13 protein-coding genes are annotated in these 15,392 nt (G+C 46.9%); 9 read left to right on the top strand and 4 right to left on the bottom strand.

The annotated features are described in order from the left end of the window. The first annotated feature begins 333 nt into the window (after positions 1 to 333). From AC6ESP_RS10095 to AC6ESP_RS10075, 5 genes are all read left to right on the top strand, one after another. Positions 334 to 1,323, top strand: coding sequence for a CobW family GTP-binding protein (locus AC6ESP_RS10095; protein WP_497096720.1), 990 nt, complete (start codon positions 334 to 336; stop codon positions 1,321 to 1,323). 54 nt (positions 1,324 to 1,377) lie between these two features. Further along, positions 1,378 to 1,959 (top strand): hypothetical protein, encoded by a 582-nt coding sequence (locus tag AC6ESP_RS10090; protein ID WP_497096589.1) that lies wholly within the window; start codon positions 1,378 to 1,380, stop codon positions 1,957 to 1,959. Positions 1,960 to 2,205: 246 nt separating this feature from the next. Continuing rightward, positions 2,206 to 4,686 (top strand): bifunctional diguanylate cyclase/phosphodiesterase, encoded by a 2,481-nt coding sequence (locus AC6ESP_RS10085; protein WP_497096719.1) that lies wholly within the window; start codon positions 2,206 to 2,208, stop codon positions 4,684 to 4,686. A 234-nt stretch (positions 4,687 to 4,920) separates the two neighbouring features. After that, positions 4,921 to 5,937 (top strand): LacI family DNA-binding transcriptional regulator, encoded by a 1,017-nt coding sequence (locus tag AC6ESP_RS10080; protein WP_497096588.1) that lies wholly within the window; start codon positions 4,921 to 4,923, stop codon positions 5,935 to 5,937. A 23-nt stretch (positions 5,938 to 5,960) separates the two neighbouring features. Next, positions 5,961 to 8,150 carry an alpha-galactosidase gene (locus AC6ESP_RS10075; RefSeq protein WP_497096587.1) on the top strand — a complete coding sequence of 730 codons (2,190 nt, stop codon included), beginning with the start codon at positions 5,961 to 5,963 and terminating at the stop codon, positions 8,148 to 8,150. A 69-nt stretch (positions 8,151 to 8,219) separates the two neighbouring features. Here the strand turns inward: AC6ESP_RS10075 and AC6ESP_RS10070 are convergent, their stop codons facing one another. Both AC6ESP_RS10070 and AC6ESP_RS10065 read right to left on the bottom strand, forming a co-directional pair. Then, on the bottom strand, positions 8,220 to 9,197 hold the full coding sequence (locus tag AC6ESP_RS10070; protein WP_497096586.1) for an aldo/keto reductase: 978 nt from the start codon (positions 9,195 to 9,197) through the stop codon (positions 8,220 to 8,222). 120 nt (positions 9,198 to 9,317) lie between these two features. After that, on the bottom strand, positions 9,318 to 10,097 hold the full coding sequence (locus AC6ESP_RS10065; protein WP_497096585.1) for an AraC family transcriptional regulator: 780 nt from the start codon (positions 10,095 to 10,097) through the stop codon (positions 9,318 to 9,320). Positions 10,098 to 10,216: 119 nt separating this feature from the next. Between AC6ESP_RS10065 and pyk the strand changes: the two genes are divergently transcribed. Together pyk and AC6ESP_RS10055 are read left to right on the top strand one after the other, a co-directional pair. After that, complete coding sequence (gene pyk, locus AC6ESP_RS10060; RefSeq protein WP_497096584.1) at positions 10,217 to 11,638, top strand: pyruvate kinase; 1,422 nt, start codon at positions 10,217 to 10,219, stop codon at positions 11,636 to 11,638. Positions 11,639 to 11,707: 69 nt separating this feature from the next. Further along, a complete protein-coding gene (locus AC6ESP_RS10055) occupies positions 11,708 to 12,250 on the top strand; it encodes a type 1 glutamine amidotransferase domain-containing protein (RefSeq protein WP_497096583.1) in 543 nt (180 codons plus the stop codon). A 209-nt stretch (positions 12,251 to 12,459) separates the two neighbouring features. On the opposite strand, the gene AC6ESP_RS10050 is transcribed toward AC6ESP_RS10055, so the two are convergent. Further along, positions 12,460 to 13,290 carry an alpha/beta fold hydrolase gene (locus AC6ESP_RS10050; RefSeq protein ID WP_497096582.1) on the bottom strand — a complete coding sequence of 277 codons (831 nt, stop codon included), beginning with the start codon at positions 13,288 to 13,290 and terminating at the stop codon, positions 12,460 to 12,462. A 94-nt stretch (positions 13,291 to 13,384) separates the two neighbouring features. Continuing rightward, positions 13,385 to 14,023: a YqaA family protein gene (locus AC6ESP_RS10045; protein WP_497096581.1), complete on the bottom strand. Its 639-nt coding sequence runs from the start codon at positions 14,021 to 14,023 to the stop codon at positions 13,385 to 13,387. Between the two features lie 280 nt (positions 14,024 to 14,303). Between AC6ESP_RS10045 and AC6ESP_RS10040 the strand changes: the two genes are divergently transcribed. Then, positions 14,304 to 14,789 (top strand): cation:proton antiporter regulatory subunit, encoded by a 486-nt coding sequence (locus tag AC6ESP_RS10040; RefSeq protein WP_497096718.1) that lies wholly within the window; start codon positions 14,304 to 14,306, stop codon positions 14,787 to 14,789. Between the two features lie 173 nt (positions 14,790 to 14,962). Beyond that, on the top strand, positions 14,963 to 15,385 hold the full coding sequence (locus AC6ESP_RS10035; RefSeq protein WP_497096580.1) for a hypothetical protein: 423 nt from the start codon (positions 14,963 to 14,965) through the stop codon (positions 15,383 to 15,385). Positions 15,386 to 15,392 lie beyond the last annotated feature (7 nt).

The raw sequence follows: 15,392 nt of genomic DNA, 5'->3' as shown, positions 1-15,392 counted from the left end.
TAAACTATTCCTAAAAAAATTAGTTTTATAGTCCTAGGATTCTCCTAGTGTGCATCCGTTTCGAGCATATAAATGGACTTAAAGGCCTGTGAGAGCCTTAATTAGTCAACACACCTGACTTTCCAATAAGTTAAAGGACCGCCAAGCCCTTAAGTGTGAAAAGGCATTTGATTGCTTAATCGGTACCACTTAAGTGGGCAGCTGAGCAGCTATAAACGTGGATATTCCTTTGTATTCTAACTAACACCCTTATTGTTAAGTTCGTAAGCGTTACGATATAATCGATGATAATGAGTAAGAATCTACAAGTGAAGAGGGTACAAGCAGATGAACATGAACATCGATACACATACAAAGGTCATTCCTATACATTTGTTGTCCGGCTTTCTGGGCAGCGGCAAGACAACTTTATTAACGAGGCTATTGGATGATTATCAGGCGAAAGGCTTGAAAGCAGCCGTTATTATGAATGAGCTTGGCGATATTAATCTCGACGGTCAGCTTGTAGGCGATGAAGTGCCGATGTCGGAGATGCTAAGCGGCTGTATCTGCTGTACGATTCGCGGGGATCTGAGCATGGAGATTAAGATGCTCATCGATGAGCATCAGCCCGATGTCATTATTATTGAATCTACGGGAGCAGCGAATCCGATTGAGATTATAGATGGCGTTACGGAAGCAGCGATGTATAGCCGGATTGAGCTGCGTTCAGTCATTACAATAGTAGATGGACCTGAGCTGGTGCAGCGCAGCCGCAAGGGCAAGGGAAGAACCTTCAAGCTGATGCAGGAGCAGATTCGCTGTGCGACAAGATTGCTGCTGAACAAGGTAGATAAGCTGGAGCCAGATGAGCTGGTTGAAGCGCAGCAGCTGCTGCGGGAGCTTAATAGGCATGCGCCAGTTATGGCTACAATTCGCTGCGTGGTGGATGATTGGACTTGGCTGGAGGATGGACCGCTGGTACAGGCAGCAGCAGCAACAGAACGTTCAGACGAGGATCAGCATAGCGAGCACTCCCATGAGGATGAAGGCGGCGGGCATCATCATTCGCATGACCATGTTATGGTAGTGACCCATTATTTGAATAAATCTGTCGATAGTGTAGCTTTTGAAGCACTGCTCAAAGGGCTGCCGGACCACATTTATAGAGCCAAAGGGATTGTGACCTTCTCAGACACAGGCAGTAGATTTTTGTTCCAATATGCTTATAAGGAAACGGATTTCATGCGTATTACGCCTCAGGGCCAGGTGAACGATGTAGCTGTCTTTATCGGTGAGCATTTCTCCAAGGAAGAATTGCTTGAACAGCTGTCGCAGCTGTAATGAACTGGTATTTGTGTCAAATAAACAAGAACAGAGGACTATTCTGTCAGATGCTTGGGAAAAATAACTCAGAAGGAGCTCGCCAAGCTTCAGCATCATGAATTGAATAGAAGGGTTGTGGCAAGATTGATAGCACGATGGTTTGTCGCGGTATTGGCAGCGGGCATGCTGCTGTCTGCCGTACCGGCGTATGCCGCTCATCCGGAAGCCAGCGATAATGGGAAGGAGCGTTCCCATGACAGCTGGAAATATGGAATTCAGGGCAGGGATCATGCATCTGGCAAAGCTTACGAGGAGCACCGTCTAGCTAAGCTTCGCTATATGGCAGAGTATTTCGGCATCACAACGGAAGGCAAGAGCGCGGATCAGTTGAAGACGGAGCTGCAAGCAATGAAAACGAAGGAGCCTGCCAAATGGGAAGCCTTCAAGGCAGAGCATCAAGCAAAGCTTCTGGAGCATCTTCGCAAAAAAGCTGCTGAGAACGGGATAGCTACGGAAGGCAAGACAGCTGATCAGCTTCGTCAAGAGCTTCATAAGCTGTATCGTTCGCAGCATAAGGATGGAGCGAAGCGTCAAGATAAGCTCCAAGACCAGCAAGAAGATAATAAGAATAGTCAGAAACAAGATAAAGCTTAATCATGTGGCAAGTCAAGAACCTACACCCATTACGGTGTGGGTTCTTCTTTTTAGGTCAAAAGAGCTTCATTCGCCACAAGTGGAGTCCGACTTTTTTCGACAAATTCACGCAAAAAGCACCATTATTTTCATTGAATTTATCTTTATTTGTCAAGTATACTAGAACCATATCATAATTTGGTAAATTTGACCGATAGACATGATAGGTCACTGCAGCGATGAGAGGATGGTTGAGAGGTGAGTAAGATGAGGCTCAGTATTGCACAGAAATTAATGACTACGCTAGGAGCACTCATCATCCTGTCTTTTGCATTATTGGTTACTTTTCATCTAGCCAAGCTCTATCATTTAAGCTTATCCGAGGGTGAGCTGCTTGCACAGAAGCAGTCCATTATTTATATTGATGATTTCGAGAGATCAATCGGTAATTCCATATCCACGCTTGAGACTGTAAGGAGCTCCATGCTTACAATGAGAAATGACTCCTTGCATAATCGCGACAGCGTTGTGCATCTGTTAGAAACGATTGTTCGTGACAACCCCTATCTACTTGCTGCGTATACCCTATGGGAGCCTAATGCTTTTGATAATAGCGATCACGAGCATCGCAATGCTAGCAGCTATGAGGATGCTACTGGGCAATTCATTCCCTATATCGTACGTAATCACCACAATGGAACGATCCAAGCTACCTCACTTGTCAATTATGACCGTGCAGGGGAAGGGGACTATTATCAGATCCCGAAGCGGACGAAGCAATTTGCTTTGCTAGAGCCTTATTTTTACGAAATAGATGGTGAAAATATTCTTATGACGTCGTTTGTTCTACCCATCCTGAATGAGGAAGGACAGTTTCTCGGTATTATAGGCGCTGATGTTTCTTTGCAGACCGTTCAGAGCAAGCTAGCAGGGGTGCGCCCGCTTGGCGGCCACGCGAATATTATATCAACGAGTAACAATTATCTGGTGAATAGCGTCAACCCAGAACTAGCTACAGAGCCATATGTGACTTGGCCAGGCGGACAATCACTAGACCACTACCGCAAGGATACGGTGAATATCCTCTATACACCGGATCAGGAGCGATCGGGCGAGGTGCTTCGAATGTTCTATCCTATTGCGATTGAGCAATACCTGTGGCATTTTGAAATGGTTATCCCGAAGGCTAATATATTGAGTGGCTATTACAAAAGCATGCTTAGCTCTATCCTTATCTCAAGCGCAGCGCTTATTGCAATCACTATATTAATGATGCTTCTTGTTGAGAAAATCATCCGTCACAATATGAGACAGGTTGTCGAGGCTTCAAGCAGGCTTGCGAGTGGAGCGCTTACTCAGAAGCTGGATATTCGGACCAATGATGAGTTCGAGCATATGGCTGGACATTTCAATCGTATGATTGATTATCGCAATGAGGCGGAGCAGATGTTCCAGCATCAGGCGGTGCATGATCTTCTCACGGGACTTCCTAATCGTTATGGCTTCAGCCTGTATCTGGAAGAGAAGGATGCTAGGCCGGAGGGAACTCACGGAAATACGGCAATGTTATATATCGATATAGACGGTTTCAAGTTCATTAATGATACTCTTGATTATGCAATGGGAGATTTGCTACTGAAGCAAGTTGCCGAGCGAATCACAGATACCATTGGTACACAGGGAAGAGTATTCCGCTTCGGTGGTGATGAATTCGTCGTCTTACTAGAGGCTGTTCATCATTTGCATCATGCAATCTTAGTCGCTGACGATATTCTTACCCAGATTGCAGAGCCTATCCAGATGAATAACAGACATTTCTATATGACAGCAAGCATTGGGATGAGTCTGCAGCATGAATGGGATGCCTCCGTCGGCGAGCGATTAATGAAGGAATCCGATATTGCGTTATATGTTGCGAAGAAGCAGCATAATACCTGCACGTTATATTCACCTTCCATGAATGATGTGCCGACGAAGGAGCGTGTGCTGGAGAAGAGCTTGTTCCAAGCGCTTGAGAACAATCAATTCCTACTGTACTATCAACCCAAGGTGGAATTATCAACGGGGCAGATTTATGGAGCGGAGGCGCTGCTGCGCTGGAAGCATCCAGAGCTCGGGATGATATCACCGCTGGAATTCATTCCGTTAGCCGAGAAAACAGGCTATATTATTGAGCTGGGGGAATGGGTGCTGAGGACGGCTTGTATGCAGATTAAGCAGTGGGAGAAGGCTGGAATTTCCTCATTGTCAGTCAGTGTGAACATGTCTATGATTCAATTCCAGCAGAAGCATATTGTGCACACGATAGAGAAGATTATTAGAGAGACAGGCATTAGGCCAGAGCAGCTGGAGCTGGAGCTTACAGAATCGATATTTATGGATAAACCGGAGCATACGCTCAAAATCCTGCATGATATTCAGCAGATTGGTATTCGGCTGTCGCTTGATGACTTCGGTACAGGCTATTCTTCCCTGAGTTATCTACAGAGCATTCCGCTTCATTACTTGAAGCTGGATAAAACATTCATTCATGATATTGTATATGATATTAAGAAGCAGATGATATTCAAGTCATTGATCGTCATCGCGCATAATTTGAATATGAAGGTAGTGACAGAGGGGGTAGAGTCGCAAGACGAGCTGCAAATTATTCGTGAGCATAATTGTGATCTCGTTCAAGGCTATATTTATAGTCCGCCTGTTCCTCCTGAGAGGTTCACAGAACTGTATTATGCGGCTAATGAATAGGAATACTCAAGATCAAGACCGGATTGGTGAGCAGCGCTCAGCTAATTCGGTCTTTTGTGCATGTCTGGAGCAGAATAGAAATAGTAAGATTCGAATAGAACGCTAGCAACAAGCTGACATTAAAGATGAGTACTGAGAACGGCATAAAAATACAGTTGTAAGAAACAGATTCATTTGATAAAATATTCATTGAATTTAGTAAATTTATTAACTAAAACTAATGTGGTGAATGAAATGGCAACGATTAAACAATTAGCGGAGAAGGCTGGTGTGTCTTCTGCAACCGTATCGAGAGTGCTGAATAATGATCCGGGCTTGTCCGTAAGCACAGAAACAAGAGACCGTATATTCGCGATAGCCGAGGAGCTGCAATACAAGCCAGCCCGATTGAAGCGAATGAAGAAAGAAAATCAGCTATCCAGTCTCGAAATCGGTCTGCTGCTATGTTCATCGCAGGAGCAAGAGAGTGAAGATCCTTATTTTGCATCCATCCGAAGAGGGGTCGAGCGTCGATGTGAGGAGCTTGGCATAGCGATTGGGAAGGTGTGGAGAGAGAACAGCGGAATGGATATGCAGCCCCTGTCTCATCTCAGCGGCGTTATCGTCGTTGGATCAATTAGAGAACAGCAGCTCGTGCACTTGCTAGGAGATAAGGCCAATATCGTGCTTGTAGACCACAGCACCAGATTCCGTCATTATGATTCGATTAATTTGAACTTCAAGCAGGCCGTTCAGGATGTAATGGATCATCTGATCTCGCTTGGGCATAGCCGGATTGGCTATATCGGAGGGATTGCTGAGGATGGGGTCAATGAGCAGAGGATGGCTTATTTCAAGCAAATAGCTGAGCATACTGGACTAACGTCCCCAGAGTGGATGCTGACTGGAGAATGGACGACCAACAATGGCTATGAGCTGATGAAGCGGATGCTCGAGCTGAGTGAATGGCCGTCTGCTTGCTTCGTTGGAAGTGATCCGATGGCGATAGGAGCGCTTCGCGCCTTGCATGAGAGAGGTGTCAGAGTGCCGGAAGATATGGCTGTAATCGGGTTCGATGATATTGAGGTTTCTGAATTCGTCAGTCCGCCGCTCACGTCAGTTAAAGTGTATTCGGAGCAGATGGGCAGAACAGCTGTGCAGCTGCTGCTTGAGCGAATTGAAGGCAGGGAAGTGCCCCTGCATGTCATTATTGACACAACCTTAATGATTCGGGAAAGCTGTGGCGGCCAAGCCAATGAAACAACAACATAGATAATTATATGGAGGTTATAACGATGGGAATTGCGTTCGATGGACAAGTATTTCACTTGCAATCACTGGATACAAGCTATGTTATTAAAATAGTAGAGGGTGGATATCCCGCTCACGTCTATTGGGGACGCAAGGTTCGTGGCAGTCAGCTGGATCGTTTGCTGCAATTGCAGGAGCGCTGCTCCTTCAGTCCTTCGACTGATTTGGATAATCGCAGCATATCACTGGACACGATGCCGCATGAATATCCAGCTTACGGCAACTCGGATTTCCGTACTCCTGCTTATCAAGCGCTTCTTCCGGATGGCACGACAGTGACTGATCTGCGTTATGAATCGCATGAAATTTGCCAGGGCAAGCCTGCGCTTGAAGGATTGCCTTCCGTATATACCGAGAGCGATAATGAGGCTTCTACTCTTGAACTGACGCTGAAGGACGCTTACTCCGGCCTTACAGTTGTTCTGACTTATACAGTGTTCGAGCAGCACAATGCAATCACTAGATCGGCAAGACTTATTAACAACGGAACTGGAACGCTTCAATTACTGCGTGCGCTCAGTATGAGTCTAGACTTCACTAATGATGACTATGACATGCTGCAGCTGTCAGGGTCTTGGACACGCGAGCGTCATATCCATAAGCGCCGTTTGGAGCCAGGCATGCAGTCAGTTGAGAGTCGTCGCGGCTCCAGCAGCCACGTGCAGAATCCATTCATCGCGCTCCTGGAAGATGGTGCGGATGAGGATCATGGCGAAGTATATGGAGTGAACCTTGTCTATAGCGGTAACTTTATCGCTGGGGTTGAGGTGGATCAATATCATTCCCCTAGACTTCAAATAGGGATTAACCCGTTTAACTTCAATTGGAAGTTGGATCCAGGCGAGCAATTCCAGACACCAGAAGCGGTGCTCGTTCACTCATCGCAGGGTCTTGGAGGCATGTCCCGCAGCTATCACGACCTGTATCGTACACGACTGATCCGTGGTGCATTCCGCGATCAGAGCAGACCGATCCTGATCAATAACTGGGAAGCGACTTATTTCAATTTCACAGCAGACAAGATTGAGTCCATTGCCAAAGTCGGTCAAGAGCTGGGCATCGAGCTCTTCGTTCTTGATGATGGCTGGTTCGGGAAGCGGGATAATGACAAAACCTCGCTTGGTGACTGGTTCGTTGATAGGAACAAGCTGCCTAACGGACTTGAGGATTTGGTAGACCGTGTTCGTAAGCTGGATATGAAGTTCGGACTATGGTTCGAGCCGGAGATGATCTCGCCGGAGAGCGATCTGTATCGTGCTCATCCTGATTGGTGTCTGCATGTGGAAGGCCGCAGACGTACAACGGCCCGTGATCAGCTTATTCTAGATATGTCACGTGCGGATGTTCAGGATTATATTGTACAGACTGTATCGGATATTCTGGCCAGCGCTCCGATTACGTACGTGAAATGGGATATGAACCGCAATATGACGGAGATTGGCTCTGCGCTGCTGCCTGCTGATCGTCAACGTGAGACAGCTCACCGCTACATGCTGGGCTTATACAACGTGATGGAGCGGATTACGTCTGCATTCCCAGAGGTTCTGTTCGAGAGCTGCTCAGGCGGCGGCGGACGATTCGACCCTGGTATGCTCTACTACATGCCGCAGACATGGACAAGCGATAATACAGATGCTGTATCCCGTCTGAAGATTCAATACGGTACGAGCATCGTGTACCCGATCAGCTCTATGGGTTCACATGTATCTGATGTGCCTAACCATCAAGTGGGACGTATCACACCGCTTGAGACTCGGGGGAACGTCGCTTTGTCCGGTAACTTTGGTTATGAGCTTGATCTGACCAAATTTACAGAGGAAGAGAAAGAAGAAGTGAAGGATCAGGTTGCACTGTACAAGGATGTTCGTAATCTCGTTCAATTCGGAGACTTCTATCGTCTTAAGAGTCCATTCGAAGGAAATGAAGCGTCGTGGATGTATGTGTCCAAGGATAAGACAGAGGCGTTCGCTGTCTATGTGTCCGTCCTTCAGGAACCGAATCCTCCGCTGGGCAGATTCCGTCTCAAAGGATTAGATCCTGCGCTGGATTATGTATATGAAGAGAATGGCGCAGTTTATGGCGGCGACGAGCTTCTATACGCAGGGCTTCCAGCTCCATTGTTCCACGGTGATTATGCAAGCAAGATCTACCGCTTCAAAGCGGTTCAACGTTAACAATAGCTCCTGAATAAAGCCCAGTCCAATGCGGCAATACCGCGCTGGACTGGGCTTTTCCTGTGCGGCTTAAGGCAGATTGCTCTCACGTGAGGTCGCGTATAGTCTGTACCATTCTTTACGAGTGAGACGCAGCGTATTCGCATCCTTGCAAGCCCGAATACGGCCAGGATTAATGGTTCCAATAACCGGCTGTATGCCAGCAGGGTGAGTCATCAGCCAAGCAAGCACAATAGCTTCTGGAGTTGTACTCTTCTCTTCGGCCATCTGCTGGACGAGGCTGGCCGTCTTGATGATCGCTTCGTTCTTTCCTTCAAGGGATGCTCCCGAGAACAAGCCCTGGGCAAGAGGGCCCCAGGATTGCAGCTGAATATTTTCCAAACGGCAGAACTCGAGCGTTCCTTCTGGGAATACGTTGCTGCGTGCTGCTTCTTGATTGACGTGAAGTCCAGTATCAACGAAGCCATGCTTCAGCAGACTTAGCTCAAGTTGATTAATGATAAACGGCTCATCCGTATAAGCTTGCAGCAGCTTGATTTGTCCTTGGCTCATGTTGGACACACCGAAATGGCGAACCTTGCCTGATTTCTTGAGCGTATGGATGGCGCTTGCGACTTCCTCTGGCTCAACAAGAGCATCTGGTCGATGCAGCAGCAGGAAATCGATGTATTCTGTACCAAGACGCTGTAGGATGCCGTCAACGCTATCTAGAATGTGGGATTCCGAGAAGTCGAATCGATGGGGCTCATCAGCCCCATTAGCGAGATGAATACCGCATTTGGATTGGAGGAGGATCTGTTCGCGGAGCTCAGGACGGTCCTTCAGGACTTGTCCGAATACACGCTCTGCTTTTCCTCTTGTATAAATATCGGCATGATCGAACATATTGACGCCAATCTCAAGTGCCGCTTCGACAGCTTCATGGCCTTCACGATAGTGCTCAGCAGTAATTGGGTTCTTGTCATCCCAATCGCCGCCTAAGCGCATGCAGCCTAATACAATTTGACTGGCGGGAATATCCCGTTGTTGCAATGGGAACGGTTTCATTAATGATAACCTCCAATGAGTTCGAATAGTGGCTTCACTAGTATTATAACGCTATCTAGAGTGCATATTAAAGTGCAGAAAGTATGACCGCACAATAAACCTCACTGGAATTATAAAGGCTTATGGGATGGGACGCTCCTTCATGTAATCAGTAGGGGTTTTGCCGGTTTCACGCCTGAAGATCCGCTGGAAGTAGGAGACGTCGCGGTAACCGACAAACTCTGCTATCTCTCCCACCGTGAGAGTAGAATCAACGAGCAGATAGACTGCTCTTTTCATCCTTGCTGTATGCACGAATTCACTGATGGTTTGTCCGGTTATCCGTCGGAACAGGGTTGCCGCATAGTTTGGGCTTTTTTGAATATAGTCGCCCAGCTCCTCCTTCGTTATTTTCTCCCGATAATGGTTAGAGATATAGCTCTTCATTCGGTCGACATGCTGATGGATCTCGGGAGAGTAAGGGCCTTCGTCCAGCTCTCGGTTCCAGAGGGCTAGCCATTCCACTAAGATCGCTTGTCCGATGATATCGGCGTATACCGATTTCTCTGTCCATTCCGAATAGAGAGTCTTGAACCGGCTGAGGCATAAGTCATATTTGCCAATCTTAGATTTAATCCATTGGCTTCTATGAATAATGGGCAGGCTGGAAAGGCTGTCTGCTCCGCCGAAATCGATAACGTATTTCTCATGAAACACAGTGGGAATACATTTGCCGTAAAATCGCTCACAGGCGGGAATGAACAGCAGGTCTCCCTTCTCCAAAATGATTTTTTCATGCTCGATCCAGTACACGACTTTCCCATAGCTTACTAATACAAGCGTTGCTATACCGGCAGGCCTTGTACCATCATCGAACCAATCGACGCCTCTATCCTGACGGACATTCGATAGCTGCAGCATGCCCATTTCCCCCTTCGTAATATGTACTATAATACATATAGAGTACTATAATTCGTGGTGACTTGGGAAGAAACGAGCTACAATAGAACTATTAATGTTCATCAGGAGGAATCGACAATATGCGTAAGACGAAAATTGTGTGCACGATGGGACCAGCTTGTGATTCTGTGGAAGTATTGAAGGATATGGTTCATGCGGGCATGAACGTAGCAAGATTGAATATGGCTCATGGCGAGCTGGAGGATCACGCTGCACGAATTGAGCGTATTCGTAAGGCTTCCGCTGAAACGAATGCAATTGTTCCAATTCTGCTCGATATCAAAGGTCCGGAAGTGCGTATTGGCAAGCTGCAGGATGCTTCATACGAGCTGATTGCAGGGGAAACGTTGACATTAACAACAGAAGAAATTCTGGGTGATGGTCAGCGGATTCATGTGAACTACGGCGAGCTTCCGCTTGTTGTGAAGCCAGGCAATACGATTCTGCTCGATGATGGTCTGATTGAACTTGAGGTTGCAGAGATTACAGCAACTGAAATAGCATGTACGATCATTAACGGAGGCGTCATCAAGCCGAGAAAAGGCGTGAACCTGCCGGGAATTCGCACGACGCTGCCAGGCGTAACAGATCGTGATATTCGCCATATTTTGTTCGGTATCGAACAGAAAATCGATATTATTGCTCCTTCTTTCGTTAGAAGAGCTGAAGATATTTTGCAAATTCGTGAGCTGCTACTGGAAAGCGGAGCTGGACACATCCAGATTATTTCGAAGATTGAGAATGAAGAAGGCGTTCAGAATCTGGATGCCATCATTGAAGCTTCGGATGGTATTATGGTTGCCCGCGGAGATCTTGGCGTCGAAATTCCTGTTGAGGATGTGCCGATGATCCAACGTGAGATGATTAACAAATGTAATGCTGCAGGCAAGCCTGTCATCGTAGCTACGCATATGCTGGACTCCATGCAGGTTAATCCGCGTCCTTCCCGTGCGGAAGTGAGTGACGTTGCGAATGCGGTATTGCAAGGCACGGATGCAATCATGCTCTCCGGTGAGACGGCTGCGGGTAAATATCCGGTTCAATCCGTTACGATCATGTCGTCCATTGCTGTCAAAGCGGAGTCGATGCTTGATTATCAAGACGGCTTCCGTCAGCGCAGATCTGCACAACCGACAACGACTACTGAAGTCATTAGCCAAGCGGTAGTAAGCTCATCTCTGGAGCTGGGTGCGAAGGCGATTCTTACTCCTACAGAGAGCGGCTTTACAGCTCGTATGGTATCCAAATATCGTCCAGAGGCACCGGTAATCGCGATAACTTCTGACGATAATGTACTTCAGCGTCTAGCTCTGCTATGGGGAGTTGTTCCGGTGAAGGGAAGCAAGACGGGTACGACAGATGAAATTTTCCAATCAGCTATCACGAGTGGTGGAAGCACAGGCTTGTTGGAAAAAGGCGATTATGTTGTGATTACAGCGGGTTCACTGAGCGGCCGAGCTGGCGCAACGAACCTGATCAAGATCGAGCAGTACGGCGTTTAATGCTTCGGAAGTCTTCTTCTTGGGTATAGTAGTAAGGAATAGCTATTACCGGAAGAGGAGTGCATAGACATGACGAAAGAAATGACCAAGGCGAAAAAAGTAGCTTTTTTGCTAGCGGACGGCTTTGAAGATTCGGAGATGCAGAATCCCTTTGACGAAATGGTCAAGAATGGCCATGAGACAGTCATTATAAGCTTGAAAGAGAATGATGAGCTTACAGGCAAGAAGGGAACCGTTGCTTACAAATCTCATCTCGCCATTCAAGATGCAAGAGCGGATGATTATGACGCTATCATCATTCCCGGAGGTAAGTCTCCCTCTCATCTGAAGGATAATGCGGATGTTCAGTCCTTTGTGAAGCAGGCGGATCAGGCTGGCATTACGATTTCTGCTATTTGTCACGGTCCGCAGATTCTAGCGGAAGCGGGATTGCTCAAGGGGCGGACATTAACATCCTATCCGGGCATTGCAGATGAAATCGAGCAGGCGGGCGGCCATTTCGTAGATAAGGAAGTGGTCGTTGACCGGAATCTGGTAACCTCCAGAACCCCGGCGGACGAGCCAGCTTTTATTCAGGAAACGATTGATAAGCTTGGCGTGAATGCTTGGTAGAATATAAAAGAAGGCGGTGCAGGAGATCCTGCACCGCCTTTTATATTTCTTTTTTTAGATAGATAGTATTAAACGATAACGGAGCAGATGAATGATTCTGTAGAAGCGTCAGCGCTCGCCTTTGTTTCCGGATTGCCCCCTTGGGCAATTGTTCAAGCAATCCGGAAACAACAGCGATCGTAAGAACATTCATCTGCGAAGTGCCTGGTTTATCTATCATTTTCCAAGAAACTCAGCAGCTCCCGATTGAACTTATCCTGCTCATCGAACATGAGACCATGCCCACTCTGCTTGAAGGATACGAGCTTCGTATCGGTAATGCCCTGCTCCAGCAGCTCGGCGAACACAGGTGGACAGATCTGATCAAGCGCTCCTTGGAAAATAGCCGTTGGCACATTGATCCGGGACAAGTCGCTGCGAAGATCTTCATCGCGAAGCGTCTCGAACGTATGGACGGTGCCCCATGCAGATGCTTGAAGGCCAAGCAGATAGAGCCAATCATTGAATGCTTCACTTGTCGGGTTTAATTTGTCTGCGTTCGGAGCCAGGAATAGCTTGCCGAAATCTCGGAGCATGATCGGCCGATCGGTTTGTATCGCTTTAATCTGTGCGTTAGCATCTGCGATGCTCATCCCATAGGGATGATCGTCCTTGACGGTGAAGGAAGGTGCTGCTGCTCCGAGAAGTGCGAGCTTGTTAATACCGTAGCCTTCATGATTAGCCATGTAGCGAATAGAGATAGCACCACCGACGGAGAAGCCAACCAAGGTTGCGTTATCCAGCTTCAAATGATCAATGACAGCACGAAGGTCATCTGCAAGCCGGTCATAGCCATAGCCGCCGGCGGGTGCGTCGGATTTGCCGAAGCCCCGTTGATCGATACCAATACAGCGGTAGCCGTTCTCAGCGAGCAGCGTGAACTGATATTCGAACATGGTATGATTAAGCGGCCATCCGTGAATGAATATAACAGGCGGGCCCGATCCGATATCCTCCACAAATAGCTTGACGTTATTCTCAACTTCAATATATTGTCCCATTCTTTCATTCCCCTCTCTGTTGTACGCGGTTCTCTCTTATTACCCCGGTAGTTAGAGAATGAAAACCAGATACAAAAAAAGCGTAACTCCGCTCTCAAAGATGAGGAGTTACGCTTTTATCCGTTACCGGAGCTTCTTCTACCGCAGCTTCTTCCTTCGGAAGAGAAGCGGCACGTTTTTTGCGGATGACTTTACGAATGTACAGGAACAATACGATTATCGGTACTCCGATTGCGAATAAATAAATGGATACATCATGAACCATGCTCTCTGCTGCTTGACCGTAGAAATAGATCAATCCGCCTATTAGATAGAACTTGGCTGCTCTCCCAATGGCTGCGTAGATGATCAGACGCCATAGCGGAAAGTTTAGAGCACCGGATAATATCGTGAATACTTTGAAGGGAATAGGTGTGAAAGAGCCGATTAATATAGCAGCTTCCCCATTTTTCTGGAACATCCGGGTTGCGGAGTCAATCCAGCTTTTTTTTAGAATTTTGTACAGAACGGAATGTCCGAGTAGCTTGCCAATCATGAAGCCGACCGGTGTACCAAGCAAACAGCCGATAAATCCGACGGTTGCGAGGATCAAGGCCGAGGAGGGATCCATAAAGCTGAGCGGAATTTGAAGGAAAAGGGCGGGAATTGGAAATATAATCGCATCTATAAAAGCATGGAAAAATAGGCCCCACGGACCAAACCTCATTAGAAAATCCAGAAAATCTTGTAGCATGGAACAGGCACACACCTCTCTTGGCACAAAAATCCGCATGTTATTATACGAACGCGAGCAGCAATGGTTTCATTATATAGTAAAAACAAATGTAGTACTTAAGTCTGTGAAATAAGCGAGGGTTAGCTTCGGTATTCGACAAGCTGTCTGAATGTAGCATAAAGTTCCAAGCACTTATGCTAGACTTATATTTTTAGTTTGATAAGATAAGGGTAAGATCAGATCGCCCGAATGTTCAGCAGCATACGGACAGAGATGAATATGAAAAAGAGGAGAATTAATCTTGAATCTTAGAGAAACTAACCTTCCTGGCATCGGTCAAAAATATGAGCTGAAAACAAGAGGAGGTGACCATCCTGTTGTGGTAATCCATAATGATGGCCGTCGCGAGCTGTTTCATATCGATCCACAAGATCCGGAAGATGTATTGTCGTCTGTCATATTGGATGATGATGAGGCGAGGGCGGTAGCTGCTATTCTTGCAGGAATTACGTATAAGCCGAAATTTATAGAAGAACAAGAAATGATGCTGGACGGCCTGATGATCGAGTGGCTGCGTCTAGAGCCGGGATCCCAATGCTTAGGCAAGACGATCGGACAGCTCCATATTCGTCGTGAGACTGGAGCAACTATATTGGCCGTTGTAGAGAAGAGCAAGGTCAAGCATATTAATCCGGAGCCGGAATTCGTGTTCACCGCGGGAGCCACACTCGTAGTTGCGGGAGAACGCCAGCAGCTGAAGGAATTGAAGCAGCTTCTTAGTTAACGATCATTCATTAGAATAAGGACAAGAGCTTTGACTGATAACAGTCAGAGCTCTTTTAAATTATATCGCAATGATACTAACGGTTCATTTTTATAGGACTGCTGTTTGAGGACGCTATTTCCTGAATATGGTACGATATTCATAAATATAGGTAACATATTAGAGGTGAAGCTGTGATAAAGGTATACATAACGGTTAAAAGCATAGGGAAAAAGAAAAATCATTTGGATCGCAAAGAATGGGAGCTGTCTGAAGCTCCGCACACCTTAAGAGCTCTGCTTACCGATGTAGTCGCGATGAATGTGAAGCGATTCAATGAACGGCAGACGGAGATACCGCTTGTGCCCTTTTTGACGCAGAGTGAGGTAGAGCTGCAGGGGGCTGTCGGCAAGGTTGGCTTCGGCTCGCTCTACAACGAGAATAAAGCCAATGCCGACGAAGCGGTCTGCACAGCTATTCTTGCGTTCGAGGATGGGCTGTATCGGGTGTTTATCAACGATAATGAAGTGGAGCAATTAGAGGCGCCGTTAACCTTGCAGGAGGGTGATGATATCGCATTCATCCGACTAACTATGCTGGCAGGGAGAATGTGGTAAGGGATAT

It is taken from the genome of Paenibacillus xinjiangensis (assembly GCF_059686975.1).
Note: the sequence above shows the minus strand (reverse complement) of the source record. Positions and strands in the feature narration are given on the sequence as shown.